This window comes from Pseudonocardia sp. McavD-2-B (assembly GCF_024124365.1).
GTDB classification, from domain to species: domain Bacteria; phylum Actinomycetota; class Actinomycetes; order Mycobacteriales; family Pseudonocardiaceae; genus Pseudonocardia; species Pseudonocardia alni.
Genome location: NZ_JAMXSG010000005.1, coordinates 45,908 through 68,647 on the forward strand (window position 1 = coordinate 45,908; position 22,740 = coordinate 68,647).

Sequence of the window (22,740 nt, forward strand, 5' to 3'; positions counted from 1 at the left end):
ACCGCACGGCCCACGGAGCGGCGTACGGACCGCACCTCCCCCGCGCCCGGACAGAGGTGGAGACGTCATGACGCAGGTCGATCCCCGGTCGTGTACCGAGGACCCCGGAGCACCCCCGGAACGCCCCCGCACGGACCGGACGGTCTTCGGGATCGGGGCCGCGCTGGCGCTTGATCGGGCAGAAGACCGCCGACGGGGCGATCGGCAGGGCGATCGACATCCTCGCGATCGTCGCGACGCTGTTCGGCTCGGCCGCGTCCCTCGGTCTCGGCGCGTTCCAGATCGGCGGCGGCATGCAGACCGCCGGCTGGGGTCGACGGGGTGCCGGGGGCCGGCGTGCTCGCGACGATCATCGTCGGACTGACCGCGGCGTTCATCCTCTCCGCGGTGTCCGGCGTCGCCCAGGGCATCCAACTGCTGTCCAACACCACCATGGTGCCGGCCGGGGCGTTGGCGCTGTTCGTGTCCGGCGCCGACGCCGCGTCGATCGTCATGGGCACGCTGTCCCAGCGCGGCACCCCGGGGGTCAGGCGGTGCGCAGCTCCACGCCGGCCTCGGTCAGCGCGGCGAGCGCCCGTTCCGTCGTCTCCGGGGCCACCCCCGCGCAGTGGTGCAGCAGCACCGTCGTCGCCAGCCCGAGCCGGGACGCGTCGAGCGCGGTCGCCCGGACGCAATGGTCGGTCGCCAGGCCGACGACGTCGACCTCGGTCACCCCGCGCTCGGTCAGCCAGTCGCCCAGCGGGGTGCCCGACTCGTTCGCGCTGGCGCCCTCGAACCCGGAGTAGGCGCTGGTGTAGGCGCCCTTGTCGAAGACGCACTCGATCGGCGCCACGTCCAGCGCCGGGTGGAACGACGCGCCCGGCGTCCCCGCGCGGCAGTGCGGCGGCCAGGAGTCGACGAAGTCCGGGGTGTCGGAGAAGTGCGGCCCCGGGTCCACGTGCACGTCCCTCGTGGCGACGACGTGCTCGTAGACCCGCCCGTCGCGGCCGGCGGTCGCGAGCGGCCCGATCCCGGCGGCCACGGCGGCCCCGCCGGCCACCGCGAGGGCGCCGCCCTCACAGAAGTCGTTCTGGACGTCGACGACGATCAACGCTCGTGCCATGGCTCAGCTCCCGGTGAGGAAGGTGGTCGGGATCGCAGGCTCGCCGCGGGACAGCTTCAGCCCCTCCCACGGTACGGCGACCAGCGCCGTCCGCAGCCGCTCCCGGGCGGCCTCCAGCCCGGTGACGACGTCGTCGGCGACGACCTTCCCGTCCCGCACCAGCGGTACCGGAAGCGCCCGGTCGTGCGGCCCGAGGACCGGGTCGGTGCCGTAGGGGTACACGACCTCCTCGACCGCGGTCCCGGTCGGCTTGAACCGGCGCAGCGCCGCCTTGCGCCCGCCGCGGGACTCCTTCGCGCTCGATCGCTTGGCCACCGGGCGTCCGTCGACCTCGACGAGCTTGTAGACCATCCCGGCCGTCGGCGAGCCCGACCCGGTGACCACCGAGGTCCCCACGCCGTAGGAGTCGACCGGCTCGGCGCGCAGCGAGGCGATCGCGTACTCGTCGAGGTCGCCGGACAGCACGATCCGGGTGCCGGTGGCGCCGAGCGCGTCGAGCTGCTCGCGGGCCTGGCGGGCCAGCTCGCCGAGGTCGCCCGAGTCGATGCGGACCGCACCCAGCCCGGGCCCGGCGGCCGCCACGGCGTGCTCGATGCCGCGGCGGATGTCGTAGGTGTCGACGAGCAGCGTGGTGCCGGTGCCCAGCGCGGCGACCTGGCTGGCGAAGGCGGCCGGCTCGTCGTCGTGCAGCAGGACCCAGGCGTGCGCGGCGGTGCCCGCGGTCGGGATGCCGTGCCGGGCGCCCGCGGCGAGGTTCGACGTCGTCGCGAAGCCCGCCAGGTACGCGGCCCGGGCCGAGGCCACGGCGGCCTCCTCGTGGGTGCGCCGCGAGCCCATCTCGATCAGCGGCCTGCCGGCCGCCGCGGTCACCATCCGGGCCGCCGCCGAGGCGATCGCGCAGTCGTGGTTGTAGATCGACAGGGCGACGGTCTCCAGGATCACCGCGTCGGCGAAGGTGCCGGTCACGGTGAGGACGGGGGAGCCGGGGAAGTACAGCTCGCCCTCCGGGTAGCCGTCGACGTCGCCGGAGAAGCGGTAGTCGCCCAGGCGCTCCAGGGTCGCCGCGTCGACGACCGGGGCGAGGAACTCCAGGTCGGCGGCGGAGAACCGGAAGCTCTCCAGCGCCTCCAGCAGCCGCCCCGTCCCGGCGACGACGCCGTAGCGGCGCCCGTCGGGCAGGCGGCGCGCGAACAGCTCGAAGACGCAGTGGCGTTCCGCGGTGCCGTCGGCGAGGGCCGCCGCCACCATCGTCAGCTCGTAGCGGTCGGTCAGCAGGGCCGTGCCGGTCATGGCCGGGAGCCTACGGCTCCTGTGCCACCATGGGGTGCATGTCCGCGCCGTCCCCAGCGCCGTCCCCGGCGCCCACCGAGCAGGTCACGCCCGACCTGGACGAGTCCGCCGGCCCCGACACGCCGTGGCAGGCCATCGTCTGGAACGACCCGGTCAACCTCATGTCGTACGTGACCTACGTGCTGCAGAAGGTGTTCCACTACCCCGAGGCGAAGGCCACCGCGCTGATGCTCGACGTGCACCACAAGGGACGCGCCGCGGTGTCGGCGGGGGACAAGGACACCGTGGAGGGTCACGTCGCCCAGCTCCACGCGGCCGGCCTGTGGGCCACCATGCAGCGGGCCTGAGCGTGAACGGCTGGAAGCGCAGCGGCCGGGGCGACCGCGTCCGCTACACGTCCGGGTTCTCCGGTGAGGAGGCCGTCGTCCTGCGGGGGCTGTTCGTCGAGATCCGCCAGATGCTCGCCGGTCGTGCCGAGCTCGCGCCCACCGACGAGCTGGCCGAACTCACCGGCATCCGCACCGGTCCGACGTCGCGGCCGACCGACCGGGTGCTGGCCCGGCTGCTGCCGGACTTCACCACCGAGGACTCCGACCTCGCCGGCGGGATGCGCTCGCTGCACGAGCCGTCGCTGATCGAGGCCAAGGACACCGCCGCGGCGACCGTCCTGGACACCCTGCCCGAGGCCGGCGGACGGCTCGAGCTCACCGAGGCCCAGGTCGACGCCTGGCTGGCCGCCCTCAACGACGTGCGGCTCGCGCTCGGCACCGCCCTCGACGTGAACGAGGACATGCCCGAGCAGCTGTCCGACGACGACCCGCGGGCCCAGCACCTGGGCGTCTACCACTGGCTGACCTACGTGCAGGACTCCCTGGTCCGGGTCCGCGTCCGCGGGCTCTGACCCGCCCGGCCGACCCTCAGCGGCGCACGATCCGGTCGGTCGACGGCGCGGCCAGGCCCGGGTTCGCGCCCAGGTACGCGACGAACGCGTCGAGGTCCACCGGGCCGCCGACCAGCTCGGTCCCGGCGGTGAAGGTGTCGAAGCCGTCGCCGCCCGCGGACAGGAAGTTGTTCGTCGCGACCCGGTAGCGGCCGTCTTCGGTGACTCCGACGCCGCCGATGGAGATGTCACCGACCCGGTTCCCGGCCACCACCGTGTAACGCAGGTTCGACGAGCTCTGCAGCACCGTCGGGCCGTCGTCGACGGTGAACTGCTGGTCGAGCACCGCGCGCAGCTGAGCGCCGGTGAGCGTCATGGTCTGCAGGATGTTGCCGAAGGGCTGCACCGTGTAGGCCTGCCCGTAGGTGACCCGCCCGCCCGGGCCCGGCACCAGGTCCGCGCGCACCCCGCCGGGGTTGGTCAGCGCGAGCTGTGCGCCGTCACCGCGCGAGGCCGCCAGCTGGGCGTCGGCGATGACCGTGCCGAGCGGGGACAGCCCGGTCGGTGCGGCCGCACGCAGCAGCGGCCCGGTCACCGTTCCGACCGGCCGTTCGGCCAGCGGCCGCGACTGCGCGACCGCACGGTCGACGATGTCGGCGACGGCCGGGTCGGGGGCGACGTCGCGGGTGACGACCTCGTTGCGGGCCGTCGTCGCGCCGCGGTCCACGTCGCCGTCGCCGGTCAGGGCGAGGTCGACCACCGACAGCAACCTGCCGGACGACAGGCCCTGCACGAACGGTCGCGGGTTCCCGGCCGGGTCTGTCGCCGAGCACGCGTACTGCTGGTGGGTGTGCGCGGAGAACACCGCGTCGACGTCGGCGGACACCGCGGCCGCGATCCGCGACCCCGGCCCGCCGGGCTCGATCGCACAGGCGTCCGGGCCGCCGTCGCCGGTCGCCTCGTCGCCCTGGTGCAGCAGCAGCACCTGTGCCCGCACCCCCTGCGCGGTCAGTTCGCGCGACGCCGCGTCGACCGCGGCGACCTCGTCGCCGACCTCCAGGCCGCGGATGCCGTCGGGGGAGACCAGGTCGGGCAGCTCGGACAGAGTGGCGCCGATGACGCCGATCCGGGCGCCGCCCGTCTCCACCACCGTCGACGCGGCGAGCGCGGGCTTCCCGCCCTCGGTCACGTTCGCCGACAGGATCGGGAACGACGCGCCGTCGTAGGACGGGGTGAAGCGGCAGCCGTCGGCCGGGTGGCAGCCGCCGCGCTGCAGCCGGCGCAGCTCGGTGATGCCCTCGTCGAACTCGTGGTTCCCCGCGGCGGACGCCGCGACGCCGATCCGCTCCAGGACCTCGACGGTCGGCTCGTCGCGGAACAGCGCCGACGCCAGCGGAGACGCGCCGACGTTGTCGCCGGTGGACAGCACCACGCTCGCCGGGGCCTGCGCCCTCAGCGCCGCGACGTGCGCGGCGACGAACGCGGTGCCGCCGGCCTCGACCTGCGCGCCGGCGTCGTCGGTCACCCGGCCCGAGGCCCCCGAGGGCGGCTCCAGGTTGCCGTGCAGGTCGTTGAGTGCGATGAGCCGCACCGTGCCGGAGCCCGGCGCGCCCGCGGCGGGGCGACCCGAGAGCGTCACCGCCTCGACGGTGACCCCCACCGCGAGGACGACGACGAGCACGGCGGCGAGGACGAGTCCGACACGGCGACCGGAGGAGGGCACGCAGGGCAGTATGGCCGCACCCCCGTACGGGAGGCCGTGGCCGGGATCACCGACCGTGGTGTCGAGTGCGTGAACGGGCGGTTCCGGCCCGGCGGGTGTTCGGTCCCGTGGCCGTGGCCGCGTATCCTCAGGCCGTGCTCGTCCTCCGGTCCGACCTCGTCGATGCGATCGTCGCGCATGCCCGCCGGGACTTCCCGGTCGAGTCGTGCGGGCAGCTCGTCGGTCCCGAGACCGGCGAGCACCCCGAGCGCTACGTGCCGATGACCAACGCCGACGAGGTGGCGAGCGACTTCGCCTTCGCCCCGGCCGAGGACATCCGCCTGGAGCGCGAGCTGGACGCGGCCGGTGAGCGCCGCATGCTCGTCGTCCACTCCCACACGCGGCTGCCGCGGCGCCCGGTGGCGCACACCGGCCTGCCCGAGGCCTACCCGTCGCCCAAGGACGTCGCCCAGATGGAGTGGACCCCCGACCAGCACTGGCTGATCGTGGGCCTCGCCACCGCCGACGCCGAGCCCGAGGTGCGCTCCTACCACCTCGCCGACGGCGAGGTCGTGGAGGACGAGCTGGCGGTCGTGGAGTCCTACATGTTCTCCCACACCGGCTCCGACGACGTGCCCGACCGGGCCTGATCGACCCTCTCGCGCACCCGCGCCGGAGGTCGCGCGGGAATGTCGCCGTACTCCGGCCGCGTTGTCGCGCGTGAGAAATCCACGCCAGAGCGACCCACCAGGAGTGATCACAGAGATGGCCGTCTCCGTCTCCATCCCCACCATCCTTCGCACGCACACCGACGGTGAGAAGACCGTCGAGGCGAAGGGCGACACCGTCTCGGCGGTCATCGACGACCTGGAGTCGCGGCACAGCGGCATCAAGGACCGTCTGATCACCGACGGCAAGCTGCACCGCTTCGTCAACATCTACGTCGACGACGAGGACATCCGTTTCGCCGGCGGCCTGGAGGCCCCGGTCTCCGAGTCCTCCACGTTCACGATCCTCCCGGCCGTGGCCGGCGGTCGCTGAGCCCCACCGGACCCCGGCACCGGGCGGCGTCCCCGCCCGGTGCCGTCGTGTGAGGAGAACCCGTGCGTTACGACTCGTTGCTGGACGCCGTCGGCGACACCCCGCTGGTCGGGCTGCCGTCCCTGTCGCCGTCGGAGGACGTGCGGCTGTGGGCGAAGCTGGAGGACCGCAACCCCACCGGCTCGATCAAGGACCGGCCCGCGCTGGCGATGATCACCGACGCCGAGAAGCAGGGGCTGCTCACGCCCGGCTGCACGATCCTGGAGCCCACCTCGGGCAACACCGGGATCTCGCTCGCGATGGCCGCGAGGCTCAAGGGCTACGAGATCATCTGCGTGATGCCGGAGAACACCTCCGAGGAGCGTCGCCAGCTGCTGGCGATGTACGGGGCACAGATCATCTCCTCGCCGGCGGCGGGCGGCTCGAACCAGGCCGTCGCCGTCGCCAAGCAGCTGGCGGCCGAGCACCCGGACTGGGTGATGCTCTACCAGTACGGCAACCCGGCCAACACCGACGCGCACTACCGCGGCACCGGCCCCGAGATCCTGCGCGACCTGCCGTCGATCACCCACTTCGTCGCCGGGCTCGGCACCACCGGGACCCTCGTCGGCGCCGGGCGCTACCTGCGCGAGCACAAGCCCGACGTGCAGGTCGTCGCGGCGGAGCCCCGGTACGGCGAGCTCGTCTACGGCCTGCGGAACCTCTCGGAGGGCTTCGTCCCGGAGCTCTACGACGAGACCGTGCTGACCGGCCGGTTCTCGGTCGGCTCCTACGACGCGCTGCGCCGCACCCGCCAGCTCGTCGAGCAGGAGGGCATCTTCGCCGGGATCTCCTCCGGCGCGATCCTGCACGCCGCGCTCGGCGTCGCGAACAAGGCGCTCGACGCCGGGCAGCGCGCCGACGTCGTCATGATCGTGTGCGACGGCGGCTGGAAGTACCTGTCCACCGGGGCCTACTCCGGCGACTTGGGCACGGCCGCGCAGGGCATCGACGGTCACCTCTGGGCCTGACCGGGCCGAACCGGTACGTAACGGGCGAATCGGGCGGCCAGGCCGGTATCGTGGGTGACATGACCGCGCTCCCGGACGGCCGTCCCGCCCGCGTGCTGCCGCCGGCACCGGTGCGCGCCGCGGTGATCATGCTGGTGTTCACCGCCGCGCTCTACGTGTTCGAGGCGGTCGACCAGGCCTCCGGCGGCATGGTCGAGTCCGCCGCCGCGATCTACCCCCGCAGCACCGAGGGGCTCACCGGTGTCCTCACCGCGCCGCTGGTCCACGACGACTGGGCCCACCTCGCCGCGAACAGCCTGCCGTTCCTGATCTTCGGGTTCCTCGCGATGTCCGGCGGGCCGGTGCAGTGGTTCGCGGTCACCGCCACGATCTGGCTGGTGAGCGGGCTGGGGGTGTGGCTCGTGTCGCCGGCCCCGGTGATCGGCGCGTCCGGGATCGTCTTCGGCTGGTTCCTGTTCCTGCTCGTGCGCGGGTTCTACGCCCGCAACGGCAGGCAGATCCTGCTCGCCCTCGTGCTCTTCCTGTTCTACGGCTCGATCCTCTGGGGCGTGCTGCCGTCGGACCCGTCGGTGTCCTGGCAGGGCCATCTGTTCGGCGCGGTCGGCGGCGTCGTCGCCGCCTACTGGGTGGCCAAGGCCGACCGCCTACCCTCCTAGGGTGTGAGCGACGCGCCCGGTATCGACGCCCCGATCGGCATCTTCGACTCCGGAGTCGGAGGACTCACCGTCGCCCGCTCGGTCATCGACCTGCTGCCCGCCGAGCAGATCGTCTACGTCGGCGACACCGCGCACAGTCCCTACGGGCCGCGCCCGCTGGCCGACATCCGGCGCCTCGCGCTCGCCATCGGCGACGAACTCGTCGACTCCGGGGTCAAGGCCCTGGTCATCGCCTGCAACTCCGCCTCGGCGGCCTGTCTCGCCGACTTCCGCGAGCGCTACCCGGTCCCGGTGGTCGAGGTCGTCCGCCCGGCCGTGCGCCGCGCCGTCGCCACCACCCGCAACGGCCGGATCGGCGTCATCGGCACCGCCGCGACCATCGCCTCGGGCGCCTACGCCGACGCCTTCGACGCCGCCCGCGACACCGAGATCACCTCGGTGGCCTGCCCCCGGTTCGTCGACTTCGTGGAGCGCGGCACCACCAGCGGACGCCAGGTCCTCGGCGTCGCCCAGGGGTACCTGGAACCGCTGCAGCGCGCCGGGGTCGACACCGTCGTCCTCGGCTGCACCCACTACCCGCTGCTGTCCGGGGTGCTGGAGATCGTCCTCGGCCCGGACGTGACGCTGGTGTCCTCGGCCGACGAGACGGCTCGCACCCTGGTCCGGACCCTGCACGCGCACGACCTGCTGCGCGACGACACGACTCCGCCCGCGCCGCACCGCTTCCTCGCCACGGGCGACCCGGAACCCTTCGCACGGCTCGGCCGCCGGTTCCTGGGCCCCGAGATCGGCTCCGTCGTGGGCCGCGCGGGCGCCGCGCTCCCGTCCGCCTGACAGCCACACCCGCTTCCCCGGACCCACACCTGCCGCAGCAGGTGTGGGAACCGGTCGACAGGTGTGGATGCGGACCGGGCGCGGGCGGGTCCGGCGCGGCGGTCGGGGGAGGCGGGGGGAGCGTTCCCGCCGTGATCGGAACGCTCGTCCTGGTGATCACCGTGGCGCTCTCGGCCACCGCGCTGTTCGGGCTGGTCACAACGGCGCTGAACCGGCCCCCGAGCCGGGTGCACACCGTCGCCGTCGGGATCTGTGTGGCGCTCATCGTCGTGCAGGCGGCGATCGCGGCGTACCGGGTCCTGCTCGGCGGGGTCACCCTGCCCGAGCAGTCGACCTTCCTCATCTACCTCGCCGTCGCGGTCTGCGTCCCGGTGATCGCACTGCAGTTCGCCACCGCCGAGCCGAGCCGCTGGGGCGGCGCCGTGATCGCCGTCGGCGCGATCGGGACGCTCGTCGCCGTGCTGCGCCTGCAGGGCCTGTGGATCCCGGGGGTGCCCGGTGCCTGAGCCCCGCGCCACCGCCACCGGCCCCGGCCGCATCCTCATCGCCGTCTACGGCGTCTTCGCGCTCTCGGCCTCGGCGCGGGCCGGTGTGCAGATCGCCGAACGCTTCGGCGAGGCGCCGCTCGCGTACTCGCTGTCCGCGCTCGCCGGCTTCGTCTACATCCTGGCCACCGTCGGTCTGGCGGGCACCGGTCCCGGCTTCCGCCGCCTCGCCTGGTCCGCCGTGGTCTTCGAGCTCGTCGGCGTGCTCGCCGTCGGCGCGTTCACCACGGTCGTCCCCGCCGACTTCCCCCGCGAGACGGTCTGGTCGCACTTCGGCGCCGGCTACGGCTTCGTCCCGCTGGTGCTGCCGTTCGTCGGGCTCTGGTGGCTGCGGCGTACCTCACGAACGGGTTAGGGTCGCGCATGCGGCTGATCGTTCTCGGGTGCTCCGGCAGCGGCCCCGGACCCGAGTCCCCGGCATCGGGCTACCTCGTCGAGGCCGGGGCGACCCGCCTCACGCTCGACCTCGGCAACGGCACCCTCGGCGCCCTGCAACGGCACGCCGACCCGTTCTCCCTCGACGCCGCGGTGTTCAGCCATCTGCACCCCGACCACTGCTCGGACTTCCCGTCGTTGGTGGTGCACCGTCGCTACCACCCCCGGCCCCCGTTCGACGCGACCGCGCGCAAGCTGGTCGTGCACGCCCCGGCCGGTGCGCACGCCCGCTTCGCCCGCGCCGACGCCGTCACCGAGTCCGACTACGCCCGCACCGATCTCACCGACGTCTTCTCCTTCCACGACCTCGTGGTGGGGGAGCCGTTCACCGTCGGCACCGGTGAGGACGCCGTCACCGTCACCGCGTACGAGGTCGTGCACGTCTGCCCCGCCTACGCGCTGCGCCTCGAGCACCGCGGCCGGGTCCTGACCTACTCCGGGGACACCGCCGCCTGCCCCGGGCTCGTCGAGGCCGCCCGCGACGCCGACCTGCTGCTCTGCGAGGCCAGCTGGCCGCACGTCGAGGCCGGGCCGCCCGGGGTGCACCTGTCCGGACGGGAGGCGGGCGAGCACGCCGCGGCCGCCGGGGCGCAGCGGCTGGTCGTCACCCACGTCCCGGCCTGGTTCGACCGCGAGTCCCTCGGCGCCGAGGCCAAGGCGGCCTTCGGCGGGACCGTCGAGCTCGCCCGGCCCGACGCGGTGTTCGAGGTCTGAGCCGGCTTCCTACGATGGCCGGGTGACACGAACAGAGGGCAGGGCCGACGGCCGGACCGACGACGAGATGCGGCCGGTGACCATCACCCGGGGCTTCCAGAAGCACCCCGCGGGATCGGTGCTGGTGGAGTTCGGTGACACGAAGGTGTTGTGCGCCGCCAGCGTCACCGACGGGGTACCGCGCTGGCGGAAGGGATCCGGCCTCGGCTGGGTCACCGCCGAGTACGCGATGCTGCCCTCGGCCACCGACACCCGCTCGTCGCGGGAGTCGGTGAAGGGCAGGATCGGCGGCCGCACCCACGAGATCTCCCGGCTGATCGGCCGGTCCCTGCGCGCCTGCATCGACCTGCGCGCGCTCGGCGAGAACACGATCGCGATCGACTGCGACGTCCTGCAGGCCGACGGCGGCACCCGCACCGCGGCCATCACCGGCGCCTACGTGGCCCTGTGCGACGCCGTCACCTGGCTCGGCGAGCAGGGCAAGCTGTCGGACCCCAAGCCGATCTCCTGCCAGGTCGCCGCGGTGTCGGTCGGCGTCGTCGACGGCCGCGTCCGGCTCGACCTGCCCTACTCCGAGGACTCGCGGGCCGAGGTCGACACGAACGTCGTCGCCACCGAGACCGGCACCCTCATCGAGGTCCAGGGCACCGGCGAGGGCGCCACGTTCTCCCGCTCGACCCTCGACGCCATGCTGGACTCCGCGCTCGCCGGGATCGCCGAGCTGGCCCGCCTGCAGGTCGAGGTGCTCGCCGCGCCGCACCCGAAGATCGCCGCGCAGGCCGCCGACGCCCCGGACACCGCGGGGGAGGGCGACGCGTGAGGATCCTGCTCGCCACCCGCAACGCCAAGAAGCTCGTCGAGCTGCGCCGGATCACCGAGGCCGCCGGGCTCTCCGGGGTGGAGATCGTCGGGCTCGCCGACGTCCCCGAGTTCCCGGAGGCCCCCGAGACCGGCGCGACCTTCGCCGCGAACGCGCTCGCCAAGGCCCGCGACGCCGCCGCCGCGACCGGGCTGCCCGCGATCGCCGACGACTCCGGCATCACCGTCGACGCCCTGAACGGCATGCCGGGCATCTTCTCCGCCCGCTGGTCCGGCCGGCACGGCGACGACGAGGCCAACCTGCAGCTGCTGCTCGGGCAGACCACCGACGTCCCCGACGAGCGCCGCGGCGCCGCGTTCGTGTGCGCCGCCGCGCTGGTGACGCCCGACGCGGCCACCGCCGGCCCCGACACCGACCCCGCCTCCGGCGACACCGTCGGCACCGTCGGCCCCGACGCGGAGGTCTCCGTGCCCGGGCGCACCGTGGTGCACGGGACGTGGCGCGGCACCCTGCTGCGCGCCCCGCGGGGGGAGAACGGCTTCGGCTACGACCCGATCTTCGCCCCGGAGGGCGACGGCCGCTCCTCGGCCGAGCTCAGTGCCGAGGAGAAGGACGCCGCCTCGCACCGGGGGACCGCGCTGCGCGCGCTCGTCCCGCACCTGCAGGCGCTGCTCGCCGACGGCTGAGGACTACTCGGGAGCGGGCTCGGCGAGGACGCGCTGCGCGATCCGGAACGCCGAGTTCGCCGCCGGGACCCCGCAGTAGATCGCGGTCTGCAGGATGATCTCGACGATCTCGTCGCGGGTCAGGCCGTTGCGCCGGGCCGCCCGCACGTGCAGCTCGAACTCCTCCCAGTGCCCGTGCGCGACGAGCGCGGTCAGCGTCACCGCCGAGCGCATCCGGCGCTCCAGCCCGGGGCGGGTCCAGATCTCGTTCCACGCGTAGCGGGTGATCAGCTTCTGGAAGTCCGCGGTCGTGTCGTCGACGCGGCCCAGCGCCGCGTCGACGTAGTCCGAGCCGAGGACCTCGCGGCGCACGGCCAGCCCGTCGGCGTCCAGTTCGGCGGGGTCGATACCCGAGTCGCTCATGGTCGGCAGCCTCTCACGGCCGACCGCGACGGCACGCGCGCCGACCGCGGCCGGTGGCGCGTCCGGAGGTGCCCGGCCACGCCGGACGGCTGCGGCCGGCGGCGCACACGGGGGAGCCCGGTCACGTGCGACGACCGCGGCCGACGGCACCGGCACGGGTCTCGGTACCGTGATCTCCGTGCGGTGGTGGCGGTTTCTGCTGGGCTGCCTCGGGCTGGTGCTCGCGGCCGCACTCGTCGTACTCGTGGCCCGGTCCCTGGGGCTGTCCGCCGTCCCCCGGTTCGGTGAGCTGCGCCGGGCCGTGGAGTCCGCCGGGATCTGGGGCCCGGTCGTGTTCGTGCTGCTCCAGGTCGCGCTGAACGTCCCGCCCTTCCCCCGGACGGTGTTCACCGTGTCCGCCGGGGTGCTGTTCGGCGCCGTCGGCGGTGCGGCGCTGACCCTGTTCGCGACCGCGCTGTCCGCGGTCGTGGCGTTCGCGCTCGTCCGGGTCACCGGTGGGCGGCTCGTCGCCCGCTACGCCGGCCACCCGCGCGCGGTGTGGGTGCGCCGCAGGCTCGACCACCACGGAGTGCTCGCGGTGACGTCGCTGCGGCTGATCCCGATGGTGCCGTTCGCGGTGCTCAACTACCTGTCCGGGCTGTCCCAGGTGCGGTTCTGGCCCTACCTGGTCGGCACCGTGATCGGGTCGGCGCCGAGCACCATCGCCGTCGTCGCGCTCGGCGACGCCGTGACCGGGCACGTACCGCCGACCCTGCTGCTGGTCTCCGGGATCTGCGCGGTGCTCGGTCTCGGCGGGGTGCTGCTCGCCGCGCGGCGGCCACTGCCGGACGAGGCCGACGCCGTCGCGCCCGGAGGCGCGGAGCCGACCCGGACCGCGCCGCCCGCCGGGTGAGGCGGGCGACGCGATGCGTGCCGGCGGCGGGATTCGAACCCGCACTTGCACGGACCTAAACCGTGTCTCTCTGCCAGTTGGAGTACGCCGGCTAGTTCTTTCGGCCGCACCAGGTATCGGTGAGGGCGTGGCAGTTCGCGCACAGGATACGAAGGTTCTCGAGCCGGTTGTCGGTGTGGTCGCCGTTCACGTGGTCGAGCTGGAGCGGGACGGGTCGTCCCTGCCACTCGGTCAGGCCACACCCCTCGCACCGCGCGGCCTTCAGCCCCTCCGCGACGAGCCGCCGGCGCAGGGTCGCGCTGCTGCGGTAGCTCGACCCGCGGACCAGGATGTCCGCCAGCGGGCGTGCCCGCCGCCCCGGGAAGGTCCGGCCCCGGGCCCAGGAACGCCCCGTGAAGTGTGTCGTGTCGAGCTCGAGCGTCCGGATATGCGCGACCACCGCCCGGAACATGCCGCCGCTGGGCTCGTACCCGAGCCGCCGGAGCACGGCGTGCACGCTGACCTCGGCCGCGACGGCCGCCCGCAGCTCGCCGTCGGTGTAGCGCCGTCGGTGGTTGCGGTGCCCGGGGTCGAGCGCGCCCGGGATGTGGCTCGCGTCCGCGCCGGTCCGGACGATGTGGGCTCGCAGCTGGTCGTACCGCCCGGGCCGGATGCCCAGCCGGTGACACACCTCGCTCAACCGTCGCGACACCGCCACCGCCGCGACCAGCTCCTCGTCGGTCCACCGGCGGGCGCGGGGCACGTCCGCTCACCCCGCGCCCGCCGGCCGGACGGGCATCAGACCTTCCAGTCCCGGCGCAGCTTCGCCACGTGCCCGGTCGCCTTCACGTTGTACTGCGCGTCGACGATCGTGCCGTCCTCGCCGACCAGGAAGGTGGAGCGGATGACCCCGGTGACCGTCTTGCCGTAGAGCTTCTTCTCACCGAAGGCGCCCCAGGCGGTGAGGACCTCGCGGTCCGGGTCGGACAGCAGCGGGAAGGTCAGCTCCTCGTTGTCGCGGAACGTTGCGAGCTTGGCGGGCTTGTCCGGGGAGATGCCCAGTACGTCGATGCCCGCGCCGTTCAGCTCGGCGAGGTTGTCGCGGAAGTCGCAGGCCTCCTTCGTGCAGCCCGGGGTGCTCGCCGCCGGGTAGAAGTAGACGACGACCTTGCGGCCGCGGTAGTCCGCCAGGGAGACGGCGGTGCCGTCGGCGTCGTCGAGGGTGAAGTCGGGGGCGGTGTCGCCCGCCTGCAGCCGTGTGCTCATGACGATCAGCGTGCCACCCGCCGGGCGGGCCGCGGAGCCGAGTGCGGTGCCTGTGGACGTACCGGCCGGTTGTGGACGGTGCGGCGCGGACGACCATCGGGCCGACCCGATCGGCGGCGCGCCGGTGGCCGGGCGCGCGGACCGGACCATGCGGTGGCTACGGTGTGTGCCACGCCGCTCGCGGTGCCCGGACGTCGGTGTCGGGGCAGCGTCGGGCGCGAGCAGCAGGAGTCCCGGGCGCGGACGCGTACCGGCCGAACCGGAGGTGGACGTGGTGGCCCGCGACCCCGAGAACATCCAGCGCGAGATCGAGAAGACCCGGGACGCGCTGGCCGAGAGTCTGGACGCCCTGGCGGACCGGGCGAACCCGAAGAACCTCATCGAGGGCGGCAAGGAGCAGCTCGCGGAGCGGCTCGCCGACCCGAAGGTCAAGTACTCGCTGATCGCGGTCGGCGCGCTGGTCGGGCTGGCGATCGTCCGCTCGATCTTCCGCTAGACCGCCTGCACGTCACGCCCGGCCGGTGCCCGCACCGGCCGGGCGTTCGTGTGTCAGGACAGCGAGTCGCGCAGCTCCAGCGTCGCGGCGCGGTCGGCACCCTCGGCCAGCGGGCGGCGGTAGCGGGCGACCAGCCGGGCCGCGCCGAACCCGGCGACGGCGACGAGGTCGTCGCCGCGCAGGTAGCCGAGCACCGTGCCCTTCACCGGGCCGTCGTCGAGACCTTCGCCGTGCAGCGGCAGCAGCGAGTCCGCGCGGTCCGGCCGCCCGACGAGCTGGATCTTCATGCCGAACTGGTCGGACCAGAAGAACGGCACCGCGGCGGGCGGCGGGGTCGTGCCGGTGATGTCCGCGGCGACCGCGGCGGCCTGGTCGCTCGCCGAGGTCCAGTGCTCCAGCCGGGTGCGCTCGCCGGTGTCCGGGTCGGTCCAGGCGGCCGCGTCGCCCGCCGCCCACACTCCGGGCAGCCCGTCGACCCGGCCGCGGTGGTCGCAGGGGATGCCGTCGGCGACGTCGACGCCGGTGGCCTCCAACCAGCCCAGGTCGAGCATGCCGCCGACGCCGACGACGATCTCGTCGGCGGTCACCGTCGACCCGTCGGAGAGCGTGGCGCCCGAGTCCGTCAGCTCCGACACCGACACCCCGGTACGCAGGTCGACCCCGGCGTCGCCCATCAGCCGGGCCACGACCGCACCGGCCTGCTCGCCCACCAGCCGTGCCATCGGCACGCTGCCGGTCTCGACCACGGTCACCGTGACACCCCGGTCCCGGGCGGTGCTCGCGACCTCGGCCCCGATGAACCCGGCACCCACCACCAGCAGCGACGACGCCGAGGCCAGCGCGTCGCGCAGTTGCTCGGACTCGTCGACGGCACGCAGCAGGTGCGCGGAGTCGGGCTGGTCGTCGAGCACCCGGGAGGTGACCCCCACGGCGAGGACGACGGCGTCGGCGTGCAGGACGGTGCCGTCGTCGAGCTCGACCTCGGAGCCGTCGGCCGGGTCCTCGGCGGGCCGCAGGGCGACCGCGGAGCGGCCGAGGTGGGTGCGTACGCCGAGCTCGTCGAGGTCCTCGGCGGTGCACAGGTCGACCTTGGTGCGCTCCCACTCACCGGCCAGGAACTGCTTGGACAGCGGCGGGCGGTCGTAGGGGAGGTGCTCCTCGGCCCCCACCAGGCTGATCCGGCCCTCGTAACCGTCCCGGCGCAGGTTCTCCACCGTGCGCAGTCCGGCCAGCCCTGCGCCGACCACCAGCACGTGTTCCGGCACGCTCATCTCCTACCTCCCTGCTCCGGGCCCGGACGGTGCGCCGGTCCCGCCCCGATCCTCGCGGACGGGGCACGGCGTCGCCGCGCGGCCCGGGCGTCAGAAGGTGCGGTCCTCCGGGTCGAGCCGGTTGCGCAGCCGGGACAGCGTCTGCGCGAGCAGCCGGGAGACGTGCATCTGGGAGATGCCGACCTCCTGGGCGATCTGGGTCTGGGTGCGGTTGCCGAAGAACCGCAGCATCACGATGGTCCGCTCGCGGGGCGCCAGCTCGGCGAGCAGCGGGCGCAGTGACTCGCGGTAGTCGACCCGGTCGAGCTCCGCGTCGGCGTCGCCGACCAGCTCGCCGACGGTGGCGCTGCCGTCCTCCGACGACAGCATCTCGTCGAGCGAGGAGCTGCGGTAGGCCTCGGCGGCCTCCAAGCCCTCCAGGACCTCGGCGACGGGCAGGTCGAGGTACTCGGCGAGCTCCGAGGGCCGGGGCGCGCGACCGAGGGTCTGGGACAGCTCGGACACCGCGCCGTTGATCGACACGTGCATGTCCTTGAGCCGCCGCGGCACCCGCATCGACCAGCTCTGGTCCCGGAAGTGCCGGCGTACCTCACCGGAGATCGTGGGCACGGCGAAGGAGAAGAACTCACCGCCCTTCTCCGGGTCGAACCGGTCGATGGCGTTGATCAGCCCGACCGTCGCGACCTGCACGAGGTCGTCGAGGGGCTCGCCCCGGTGGTTGAACCGGCGGGCGATGTGCTGGGCGACGGGCAGGTAGCCGGTGACGAGCTGATCGCGCAGCTGTTCCCGACGGGGGTCGCCGTCGTCGAGACCCGCGTACTGCTCGAGCAGCGGGGTGAGGTGGGCGTACTGAGGGTCCGACGTCACGTCACAGCCCGTGACCCGCGAGCTTGTGCAGGCGGATGGTGAGGGCCGGGCGCCCGCCGTCCTCCTCACCGGACTCGACCGCGACGTGATCGGCCAGGGTCTGCAGGACCCGCCAGCCGAAGGAGTCGGTGGGCAGCTGCGCACCGGTGCCGGTCTCGACCCGGGCGGTGACCTCGATCCGCTCGTCGGAGACGGCGAAGGTGCACCGCAGCGGCGAGCCGGGAGCGGCCATCGCGACCAGCGTCGCGCACGCCTCGTCGACGGCCATCCGCAGATCGGAGACCGCGTCCAGGTCGAAGTCCGCGCGTGCGGCGAGGTCGGAGGCCACCGCACGGACCGTGGGGATCAGCGCGGGCCGCGCCGCGACCCTGATCTCGACGGTGTTGTCGGTGCCGGCGCCGTGCGCCGTGCCTGCCACGTCCTCCTGGGCCACGCTGACGAGTCCTTTCGTGCGACGGGGTGTCGGGCCGGATCATGTCGCCTCCGGCGGGGGTGTGCAGGACCGGGTGCCCGCTCAGGCGCCGGGAATGCCCTCCTGGTCGGGCAGGACGGTGAACAGCTGGGCGGAGCCGGTGACCTCGAGCGGCCGGAGCACGGCCCGGTTGGTGGCGACGACGAACAGCCGCCGTCCGTCCCGGGCGGCCCGCCGGGCGGTGTGGATGAGCACACCGAGGCCGCTGGAGGCGAGGAACGTGACGCCCTCCAGGTCCACGGCGAGGTCGCGGCCGTCGCCGTCGGGGGCGCGGTCCAGCAGCTCGTCGAGGGCGGTCTCGAGACGCGGTGCGGTCAGGGTGTCGACCTCGCCGCGCACGGTGAGCACGGTCAGGCCGCTGCGCGGTGAGGAGAAGCCGACGCCGAGGTGGGCGGAGTCGGTGCCGTCCAGCTCGGCGTCCCCGTCCCCCCGGGACGGTTGCGCCGGCGCGGATCCGGGCAGGGTGATCACCTCCGTGTCGGGCGCCGGACGGCGCGGAAGCGTTGTGGAGCGCCGCCGTGCTCTCGACGGGCAGGTGTCTTCTCGCGCCGCACGACGCACCGGGGCCGCGGCGGGGCCGTCCTGGCCCGCGCCGGGTCCGGTCCACCCACGACAGGAGACCGGGCCCGACGATACCGGCCGGGCTCGGCGGGCCCGGCACGGCGCCTGCCCTTAGGCTCGCCCGGGTGACGCGGTACTCCGATCTCGGCCCCGACGCCCCGGCCGGTCCCCCCGGCGACGCGGTGGAACGGGCCGTCGACCAGGCGGTCGCGACCTCGGTGGAGTCCTTCGGGGAGCAGCCGAGCACCCCGGCCATGCCGCACGTGCGCGGTGGGGCGCAGGTGGCCGTCCTGATGATCGACCTCTCCGAGCGCCGGATCGTCTACGCCAACACCACCGCGCTGGAGCTGGCCGGTGACCGCCCGGTGCGGCTGCCCATCGGGGTCCGCGAGTGGAGCGAGGCCGCGCGGCTGACCGACCTGGACGGCCGTCCGTACACCGGCGAGGGGTCCCCGCTGGCCCGGATCGCCTCCGGCGAGACGGTGTCCGGCGAGCCGGTCGCGCTGCACGGGCCGGGGCTGATGCCCGACCGCGACGGCGTCCCGGTCCCGGGGGAGGGGGCCACGGCCAGCAGCACCCTGGTCTGGGTGACCGGGTTCGCGCTGGCCGACCCCGGAGCCCAGGGGCAGGGCACCTACGCGCAGTCCTCGGCCACCGGGCCCGGCCGGGCGCTGGCCGTGCTGCTGCCGCTGTCGGACTCCGAGGCCGGCCATGGCGAGGACCGCGACCGGATGGGGTTCCTGCGCGACCGTGCGGTGCTCGCCACCGAGATGTCGTTCACCATCTCCGACCCGCAGCGTGAGGACGACCCGCTGGCCTGGGTGAACCCGTCGTTCGAACGGCTGACCGGGTACCCCCTCGACGAGGTGGCCGGGCGCAACTGCCGGTTCCTGCAGGGCCCCAACACCGACCGGTCGGCGGTCCGCCGGGTGCGCGAGGCGCTGCGGGAACGGCGGGCGATCACCGAGGTGCTGCTCAACTACCGGCGCGACGGCACCGCGTTCTGGAACCAGGTGTCCATCTCGCCGGTGCACGACGGCGACGGCGAGCTGGTCAACTTCGTCGGTGTGCAGAGCGACGTCACCGAGCGGGTCGTCGTCGAGCAGGAGCGGCGGGCGGCGCTCGCCGACGCCGAGGCCGCGCGGGCCCAGCTGCGGCTGCTCGCCGAGGCGACCACCCAGATGACGACGGCGCTCGACGTGGCCGACGCCTGCCGCCGCTTCTCCCGGATCGTGGTGCCGGAGCTGGCCGACCTGTGCACGGTGGACCTGCTCGACACCCCCGACGGGGCGACCCGCGAACGGATGGCCGTCGCCGCCCGCGACGCCGACGACGAGGCGCTGCTGTCGCGGTCCGGTCCACTGGGGGCCGTGCGGATCGAGCAGCAGGCCGAGACCGCGGTGCGGACCGGCAAGCCGTACCTGGTGCAGGAGCTGCCCGACGACGGCCGCGAGGTCCACCCCGACGACCCGGAGGCGGCCGACGCCTACGAGCGGCTGCGGTTGCGCTCGGCGATGGTCGTCCCGCTGCTCGGCCGCGGCCGGGTGCTCGGCCTGGTGACGCTGTCCACCCAGTTCCCCTACGGCCGTCGCTGGACCCAGCGCGACCTGCACCTGGCCTCGGACCTCGCGGGCCGTGCCGGGCTGGCCGTCGACAACGCCCGGCTCTACGAGGTGGAGCGGGCTGCGGCGGCCACCCTGCAGCACAGCCTGCTCCCGGCGCTGCCGCAGGTCCCCGGGATGCGGGTCGCGGCCCGCTACCTGGTGGGCGCGGACGGCAACCAGGTGGGCGGGGACTGGTACGACGTGCTGCCGATGCCGGACGGCTCGGTCGGTGCCGCGGTGGGCGACGTCGTCGGCCACGACCTGTCGGCGGCCGCCGCGATGGGGCAGCTGCGCGGTGTGCTGCGCTCCTACGCCTGGGGCGGCGACGCGCCCGGGCCGGTGCTCGACCGCTGCGACCAGCTGGTGCAGGGCCTGGACATCGCCGCGATGGCGACCGCTGTGTACGCCCGGTTCGGGCCGGTGGGCCCCGACGGCGGACGCGAGCTGACCTACGCCAACGCCGGGCACCCGGCGCCGCTGCTGCGCGACCCCCAGGGCCGGCTGCACCGGCTCGACGCGCACCACTCGCCGATGCTCGGCGCGGTGCCGGAGTTCGGGCGGGCCGCCGGGGCGCACCGCGGCGGCGCCACGGTCCCGTGTGCGGCCGGGTCGCTGCTCGTGTTCTACACCGACGGTCTGACCGACATCGTCGGTGAGGACGCCGACGCCCGCACCGAGCTCATCGAGCGCACGCTGGAGGAGCTGCCGTCCGACGCCGACCCCGAGCGGGTGGTGGAGCGGGTGCTCGAGGTGTGCCTGCCGGACCGGCTCGACGACGACATCGCCCTGCTCGCGATCCGTCTGGACCACCCGGCCTGACGGTCCGGTCGGCCGGACCGTCACCCGCCCGGACCCGGCTGCGCGGAGCGACCCGATCGGCCGCACCGGCCGACCCGATCGGCGGCCGGTCTGCCGTGTCGGCGGTCCCGGCCGGCCGAGTCGACCGCTACCGGCCGCGTCGGGCGTCCGGGGTCGACCGTCCGGGGCGGCCGCCCACCGGCGGTGCCCCGCCCGGCGGCGGGCCTGCGCCGTTCGACCGTCCGGCCCATCCGCGCTACCGGTGGTCGGGCCGAGGTCACGGTGGTGTTGCGGTCGACGCCGTCCGTGGGTTCCGGGCGCGGGGTCGTCGTCCGCTCGTGGACCGGGTGACTCCACTCGTCCGTCCGGGTGGGTAATCGGCACCCGAATCGGGGATCCGGGCGTTGTACTCGACGGACGACGACGTGTGGGATCGACGGGGGCGAGCGTGAGGCAGGGGACGACGCGACCGCGGAGGCTGGTCGCGGTGGCACTGACCGCGGCGGAGTCCGCCCGTGCGGGGGGCCCGCTCGCGGCGCTCTCCGGTGAGGCGGGGGAGACCGACCTGCTGGTCGTGCGGGACGACCCGGCCCCCACCCGGCGCCCGCTCACACCGGCCGAGGCGCGGGAGCTGCTGGCGGCCGAGGACGACACCGAGGACGTGCCGGTCGAGGCGCTGCCGGTCGAGCGGGTGCGGCTGCACCGGCTCGGGCTGCGCTGGGCGGTGCAGGACGGCGACGAGGCGGACCTCGTCGCGGCGCTCTCGGAGCTGGTCGGGTTCGACCCCGACGACGACACCTGGTGCGTGGCCCCGGCCGCCGCCGGGCCGGTGGACGACCCGGAGATCGAGGTGGTCCGTCGCGCGGTGCGCCGCGTCGCCCGGGTCTACGGCCTGCCGGTGCTGCCCTACCGGCCCGCCGGACCCGTCGCGGAGGACGTCACGGAGCCGGAGGCCCTGCCCTCGGCGGTGTGACGCCGGCCGGGTGGGCAGAACGGCCGCGCAGCAGAACGGCCCGCCCGGAACCCGGGCGGGCCGTGCCGGATCGGTGATCCGTCGTACGCGGTCCGTCAGACGACGGCGGCGAGGCCGGGGCCCTGCTCGGCGACGATGTGTTCGGCGTCGCGACGCTCGATGATGGCGCGGCGCTCGGACTCGCCCAGCCCGCCCCACACGCCGAACGGCTCACGGCTGGCCAGCGCGAAGCGGCGGCACTCCTGCAGCACGGGACATCCCCGGCAGACCTGCTTCGCGCGCTCGGTGCGACGCGACCGGGAGGGGTTGCGCTCCCCGTCGGGGTGGAAGAACACGGCGCTGTCCATGCCGCGGCACGCACCCAGTCGCTGCCACTGCCACACGTCGTCCATCGGGCCGGGAAGCCGGGAAACGTCGCTCACGTGCTCACCTCGTCGCTCGGGGCCCGGGAGGACCGGGTTGGCTCCTCACCCCGGTTCCCGAGGGGGTTCGAGATCAAACCTGCGCGACGTCGGGATCGGTGCTAGCGACGGGCCGTGCGAGGTGTGCGGGGCCGGCCGCGCGGTCGGACGGACCGGGCATCGCCCCTGTTCACGACACCGCCACGCACCTCCGCGCCGCGCGCTGTGCCGGGCCGCCGGGTGGATCCGGGCACGCCAGGATGTGACTCAGGTCACTTTCTCAGGAGTCGAGTGCGGCCTGCACGTCGTCGTGGATGTCGAACAGATGGTGCAGCCCGGCGATACCGATCGGGCGCAGGACACGCCGCTCGGTGCACGCCAGACGCAGCTCGACCCCGGCCCGGTGGGCCTGCTCCCGCAGCTCGATCAGCGCCGCCAGCCCGGAGGTGCCGAGGAAACGGACCCCGTCGAGGTCCAGCACGACCAGCGAGGCCGCGGAGATCTGCTCGGCCACCGCGTGCCGCAGCTCCGGGGCGGTCAGCATGTCCAGCTCACCGGTCACGGCGACGACGACCGTCCCGTCCGCGGGCCGGGAGGTCTCCAGCCGTAGCCCGTCGCAGGTGTCGGTGACATCGGGTGACGTCCCGCCCGAGCCGTCGGTGGTGCCGGCGGCGGGCGGACGGGGGTCGGTCATTGGGTCGACGGTAGGCACCGCGGCACGGCGTCGCCACTCGGAGCCCGCTCAGCGCAGGCGATGTGTCCCGTCGGGCATCCGCACCGTGAGGCCCCTGCGGGCCAGCAGCTCCAGCAGCGGCACGACGACGCGGCGGCTGCTCCCGAGCACCTCCCGTGCGGCGGAGACGGTGAACGCGCCGTCGAGCCCGTCGAGCGCGGCGACCGCCCGCTCCGGCGCGTCGGGGCCGAGCACGACCTCCGGGGCCACCCGCAGCAGTTCCCCGGCGCGGTCGAGCACCGCCAGCTCCCGCGGCCCGAGCCCCAGCTCCGCGAGCCGGGCAGCCCCCGGCGCGGCGAACGGGGCCCCG

At 74.5% G+C, this 22,740-nt stretch carries 29 protein-coding genes, 1 tRNA gene and 1 pseudogene; 17 read left to right on the plus strand and 14 right to left on the minus strand.

Going from position 1 to position 22,740, the window contains the following annotated elements:
• Nucleotides 1-170: 170 nt before the first annotated feature.
• Nucleotides 171-465, plus strand: a pseudogene (locus NH602_RS01875) (BCCT family transporter); the annotation flags it as partial.
• Nucleotides 466-526: 61 nt separating this feature from the next.
• Here NH602_RS01875 and NH602_RS01880 read toward each other — a convergent pair.
• Complete coding sequence (locus NH602_RS01880; RefSeq protein ID WP_179760894.1) at nucleotides 527-1,102, minus strand: isochorismatase family protein; 576 nt, start codon at nucleotides 1,100-1,102, stop codon at nucleotides 527-529.
• A 3-nt stretch (nucleotides 1,103-1,105) separates the two neighbouring features.
• The gene (locus NH602_RS01885; RefSeq protein ID WP_073576172.1) at nucleotides 1,106-2,392 is read right to left on the minus strand and encodes a nicotinate phosphoribosyltransferase; all 1,287 of its coding nucleotides are present in this window, start codon (nucleotides 2,390-2,392) and stop codon (nucleotides 1,106-1,108) included.
• Between the two features lie 38 nt (nucleotides 2,393-2,430).
• On the opposite strand from NH602_RS01885, the gene clpS reads away from it, so the two are divergent.
• The gene (gene clpS / locus NH602_RS01890) at nucleotides 2,431-2,739 is read left to right on the plus strand and encodes an ATP-dependent Clp protease adapter ClpS (protein ID WP_060710877.1); all 309 of its coding nucleotides are present in this window, start codon (nucleotides 2,431-2,433) and stop codon (nucleotides 2,737-2,739) included.
• A 2-nt stretch (nucleotides 2,740-2,741) separates the two neighbouring features.
• A complete protein-coding gene (locus tag NH602_RS01895; protein WP_100879829.1) occupies nucleotides 2,742-3,293 on the plus strand; it encodes a DUF2017 domain-containing protein in 552 nt (183 codons plus the stop codon).
• 16 nt (nucleotides 3,294-3,309) lie between these two features.
• Here the strand turns inward: NH602_RS01895 and NH602_RS01900 are convergent, their stop codons facing one another.
• Nucleotides 3,310-4,995, minus strand: a complete 1,686-nt coding sequence (locus tag NH602_RS01900; protein ID WP_179760892.1) for a bifunctional UDP-sugar hydrolase/5'-nucleotidase — start codon at nucleotides 4,993-4,995, stop codon at nucleotides 3,310-3,312.
• Between the two features lie 134 nt (nucleotides 4,996-5,129).
• On the opposite strand from NH602_RS01900, the gene NH602_RS01905 reads away from it, so the two are divergent.
• From NH602_RS01905 to NH602_RS01950, 10 genes are all read left to right on the plus strand, one after another.
• Entirely contained in the window at nucleotides 5,130-5,624 is a 495-nt protein-coding gene (locus tag NH602_RS01905; protein WP_100880863.1) for a M67 family metallopeptidase, read from the plus strand.
• Nucleotides 5,625-5,739: 115 nt separating this feature from the next.
• Complete coding sequence (locus NH602_RS01910) at nucleotides 5,740-6,015, plus strand: MoaD/ThiS family protein (RefSeq protein ID WP_073576170.1); 276 nt, start codon at nucleotides 5,740-5,742, stop codon at nucleotides 6,013-6,015.
• Nucleotides 6,016-6,077: 62 nt separating this feature from the next.
• Entirely contained in the window at nucleotides 6,078-7,025 is a 948-nt protein-coding gene (locus tag NH602_RS01915) for a PLP-dependent cysteine synthase family protein (protein ID WP_073576169.1), read from the plus strand.
• Nucleotides 7,026-7,084: 59 nt separating this feature from the next.
• Nucleotides 7,085-7,681, plus strand: coding sequence for a rhomboid family intramembrane serine protease (locus NH602_RS01920; protein WP_073576168.1), 597 nt, complete (start codon nucleotides 7,085-7,087; stop codon nucleotides 7,679-7,681).
• Nucleotides 7,682-7,684: 3 nt separating this feature from the next.
• The gene (gene murI, locus NH602_RS01925) at nucleotides 7,685-8,515 is read left to right on the plus strand and encodes a glutamate racemase (RefSeq protein ID WP_062400757.1); all 831 of its coding nucleotides are present in this window, start codon (nucleotides 7,685-7,687) and stop codon (nucleotides 8,513-8,515) included.
• Between the two features lie 131 nt (nucleotides 8,516-8,646).
• A complete protein-coding gene (locus tag NH602_RS01930) occupies nucleotides 8,647-9,021 on the plus strand; it encodes a hypothetical protein (protein WP_073576167.1) in 375 nt (124 codons plus the stop codon).
• Nucleotides 9,014-9,415 (plus strand): hypothetical protein, encoded by a 402-nt coding sequence (locus tag NH602_RS01935; protein ID WP_253066826.1) that lies wholly within the window; start codon nucleotides 9,014-9,016, stop codon nucleotides 9,413-9,415. Before NH602_RS01930 ends, NH602_RS01935 begins: the two co-directional genes overlap by 8 nt.
• A gap of 8 nt (nucleotides 9,416-9,423) precedes the next feature.
• On the plus strand, nucleotides 9,424-10,209 hold the full coding sequence (locus NH602_RS01940; RefSeq protein WP_253066827.1) for an MBL fold metallo-hydrolase: 786 nt from the start codon (nucleotides 9,424-9,426) through the stop codon (nucleotides 10,207-10,209).
• Between the two features lie 22 nt (nucleotides 10,210-10,231).
• Nucleotides 10,232-11,029, plus strand: a complete 798-nt coding sequence (rph, locus tag NH602_RS01945; RefSeq protein WP_301549126.1) for a ribonuclease PH — start codon at nucleotides 10,232-10,234, stop codon at nucleotides 11,027-11,029.
• Nucleotides 11,026-11,715: a non-canonical purine NTP pyrophosphatase gene (locus NH602_RS01950; protein ID WP_179760890.1), complete on the plus strand. Its 690-nt coding sequence runs from the start codon at nucleotides 11,026-11,028 to the stop codon at nucleotides 11,713-11,715. Before rph ends, NH602_RS01950 begins: the two co-directional genes overlap by 4 nt.
• Before the next feature lie 3 nt (nucleotides 11,716-11,718).
• Here NH602_RS01950 and NH602_RS01955 read toward each other — a convergent pair whose 3' ends face one another.
• A complete protein-coding gene (locus NH602_RS01955) occupies nucleotides 11,719-12,117 on the minus strand; it encodes a carboxymuconolactone decarboxylase family protein (RefSeq protein WP_062404267.1) in 399 nt (132 codons plus the stop codon).
• A 178-nt stretch (nucleotides 12,118-12,295) separates the two neighbouring features.
• On the opposite strand from NH602_RS01955, the gene NH602_RS01960 reads away from it, so the two are divergent.
• Nucleotides 12,296-13,009 carry a TVP38/TMEM64 family protein gene (locus NH602_RS01960; protein ID WP_179760889.1) on the plus strand — a complete coding sequence of 238 codons (714 nt, stop codon included), beginning with the start codon at nucleotides 12,296-12,298 and terminating at the stop codon, nucleotides 13,007-13,009.
• 18 nt (nucleotides 13,010-13,027) lie between these two features.
• On the opposite strand, the gene NH602_RS01965 is transcribed toward NH602_RS01960, so the two are convergent.
• The 3 genes from NH602_RS01965 to bcp all read right to left on the minus strand — a co-directional run bounded on the left by NH602_RS01965 (nucleotide 13,028) and on the right by bcp (nucleotide 14,254).
• Nucleotides 13,028-13,101 (minus strand) — tRNA-Leu (locus NH602_RS01965).
• Complete coding sequence (locus tag NH602_RS01970; RefSeq protein ID WP_100879834.1) at nucleotides 13,101-13,751, minus strand: HNH endonuclease; 651 nt, start codon at nucleotides 13,749-13,751, stop codon at nucleotides 13,101-13,103. The genes NH602_RS01965 and NH602_RS01970 overlap by 1 nt, the downstream gene beginning before the upstream one ends.
• Before the next feature lie 35 nt (nucleotides 13,752-13,786).
• Nucleotides 13,787-14,254, minus strand: a complete 468-nt coding sequence (gene bcp, locus NH602_RS01975; protein WP_073576290.1) for a thioredoxin-dependent thiol peroxidase — start codon at nucleotides 14,252-14,254, stop codon at nucleotides 13,787-13,789.
• A 274-nt stretch (nucleotides 14,255-14,528) separates the two neighbouring features.
• On the opposite strand from bcp, the gene NH602_RS01980 reads away from it, so the two are divergent.
• Complete coding sequence (locus NH602_RS01980; RefSeq protein WP_062404273.1) at nucleotides 14,529-14,750, plus strand: DUF3618 domain-containing protein; 222 nt, start codon at nucleotides 14,529-14,531, stop codon at nucleotides 14,748-14,750.
• Nucleotides 14,751-14,803: 53 nt separating this feature from the next.
• On the opposite strand, the gene NH602_RS01985 is transcribed toward NH602_RS01980, so the two are convergent.
• The 4 genes from NH602_RS01985 to NH602_RS02000 form a co-directional block, all read right to left on the minus strand.
• Nucleotides 14,804-16,021, minus strand: coding sequence for an NAD(P)/FAD-dependent oxidoreductase (locus NH602_RS01985; protein WP_253066828.1), 1,218 nt, complete (start codon nucleotides 16,019-16,021; stop codon nucleotides 14,804-14,806).
• Nucleotides 16,022-16,111: 90 nt separating this feature from the next.
• A complete protein-coding gene (locus NH602_RS01990; protein WP_073577821.1) occupies nucleotides 16,112-16,888 on the minus strand; it encodes a SigB/SigF/SigG family RNA polymerase sigma factor in 777 nt (258 codons plus the stop codon).
• Between the two features lies 1 nt (nucleotide 16,889).
• A complete protein-coding gene (locus NH602_RS01995; protein ID WP_062400766.1) occupies nucleotides 16,890-17,321 on the minus strand; it encodes an ATP-binding protein in 432 nt (143 codons plus the stop codon).
• Between the two features lie 81 nt (nucleotides 17,322-17,402).
• Nucleotides 17,403-17,831 carry an STAS domain-containing protein gene (locus NH602_RS02000; RefSeq protein ID WP_202416284.1) on the minus strand — a complete coding sequence of 143 codons (429 nt, stop codon included), beginning with the start codon at nucleotides 17,829-17,831 and terminating at the stop codon, nucleotides 17,403-17,405.
• A gap of 215 nt (nucleotides 17,832-18,046) precedes the next feature.
• Here NH602_RS02000 and NH602_RS02005 point away from each other — a divergent pair, with 215 nt between their 5' ends.
• Both NH602_RS02005 and NH602_RS02010 read left to right on the plus strand, forming a co-directional pair.
• Nucleotides 18,047-20,344 (plus strand): SpoIIE family protein phosphatase, encoded by a 2,298-nt coding sequence (locus NH602_RS02005; protein ID WP_253066829.1) that lies wholly within the window; start codon nucleotides 18,047-18,049, stop codon nucleotides 20,342-20,344.
• A 466-nt stretch (nucleotides 20,345-20,810) separates the two neighbouring features.
• The gene (locus tag NH602_RS02010; RefSeq protein ID WP_179760884.1) at nucleotides 20,811-21,296 is read left to right on the plus strand and encodes a hypothetical protein; all 486 of its coding nucleotides are present in this window, start codon (nucleotides 20,811-20,813) and stop codon (nucleotides 21,294-21,296) included.
• A 95-nt stretch (nucleotides 21,297-21,391) separates the two neighbouring features.
• On the opposite strand, the gene NH602_RS02015 is transcribed toward NH602_RS02010, so the two are convergent.
• The 3 genes from NH602_RS02015 to NH602_RS02025 form a co-directional block, all read right to left on the minus strand.
• The gene (locus NH602_RS02015) at nucleotides 21,392-21,718 is read right to left on the minus strand and encodes a WhiB family transcriptional regulator (RefSeq protein WP_100879837.1); all 327 of its coding nucleotides are present in this window, start codon (nucleotides 21,716-21,718) and stop codon (nucleotides 21,392-21,394) included.
• 259 nt (nucleotides 21,719-21,977) lie between these two features.
• Nucleotides 21,978-22,391 (minus strand): STAS domain-containing protein, encoded by a 414-nt coding sequence (locus NH602_RS02020; RefSeq protein ID WP_062400770.1) that lies wholly within the window; start codon nucleotides 22,389-22,391, stop codon nucleotides 21,978-21,980.
• A 48-nt stretch (nucleotides 22,392-22,439) separates the two neighbouring features.
• Nucleotides 22,440-22,740 (minus strand): SelB C-terminal domain-containing protein (locus NH602_RS02025; RefSeq protein WP_253066830.1); only part of this gene is annotated, 301 nt, incomplete at its 5' end.

What these genes read in the sequence shown, in the direction of transcription:
- NH602_RS01880 (WP_179760894.1), bottom strand. Translation starts at nt 1,102, where the DNA reads ATGGCACGAGCGTTGATCGTCGTCGACGTCCAGAACGACTTCTGTGAG.
- NH602_RS01885 (WP_073576172.1), bottom strand. Translation starts at nt 2,392, where the DNA reads ATGACCGGCACGGCCCTGCTGACCGACCGCTACGAGCTGACGATGGTG.
- clpS (WP_060710877.1), top strand. Translation starts at nt 2,431, where the DNA reads ATGTCCGCGCCGTCCCCAGCGCCGTCCCCGGCGCCCACCGAGCAGGTC.
- NH602_RS01910 (WP_073576170.1), top strand. Translation starts at nt 5,740, where the DNA reads ATGGCCGTCTCCGTCTCCATCCCCACCATCCTTCGCACGCACACCGAC.
- NH602_RS01920 (WP_073576168.1), top strand. Translation starts at nt 7,085, where the DNA reads ATGACCGCGCTCCCGGACGGCCGTCCCGCCCGCGTGCTGCCGCCGGCA.
- NH602_RS01940 (WP_253066827.1), top strand. Translation starts at nt 9,424, where the DNA reads ATGCGGCTGATCGTTCTCGGGTGCTCCGGCAGCGGCCCCGGACCCGAG.
- NH602_RS01955 (WP_062404267.1), bottom strand. Translation starts at nt 12,117, where the DNA reads ATGAGCGACTCGGGTATCGACCCCGCCGAACTGGACGCCGACGGGCTG.
- bcp (WP_073576290.1), bottom strand. Translation starts at nt 14,254, where the DNA reads ATGAGCACACGGCTGCAGGCGGGCGACACCGCCCCCGACTTCACCCTC.
- NH602_RS01985 (WP_253066828.1), bottom strand. Translation starts at nt 16,021, where the DNA reads ATGAGCGTGCCGGAACACGTGCTGGTGGTCGGCGCAGGGCTGGCCGGA.
- NH602_RS02020 (WP_062400770.1), bottom strand. Translation starts at nt 22,391, where the DNA reads ATGACCGACCCCCGTCCGCCCGCCGCCGGCACCACCGACGGCTCGGGC.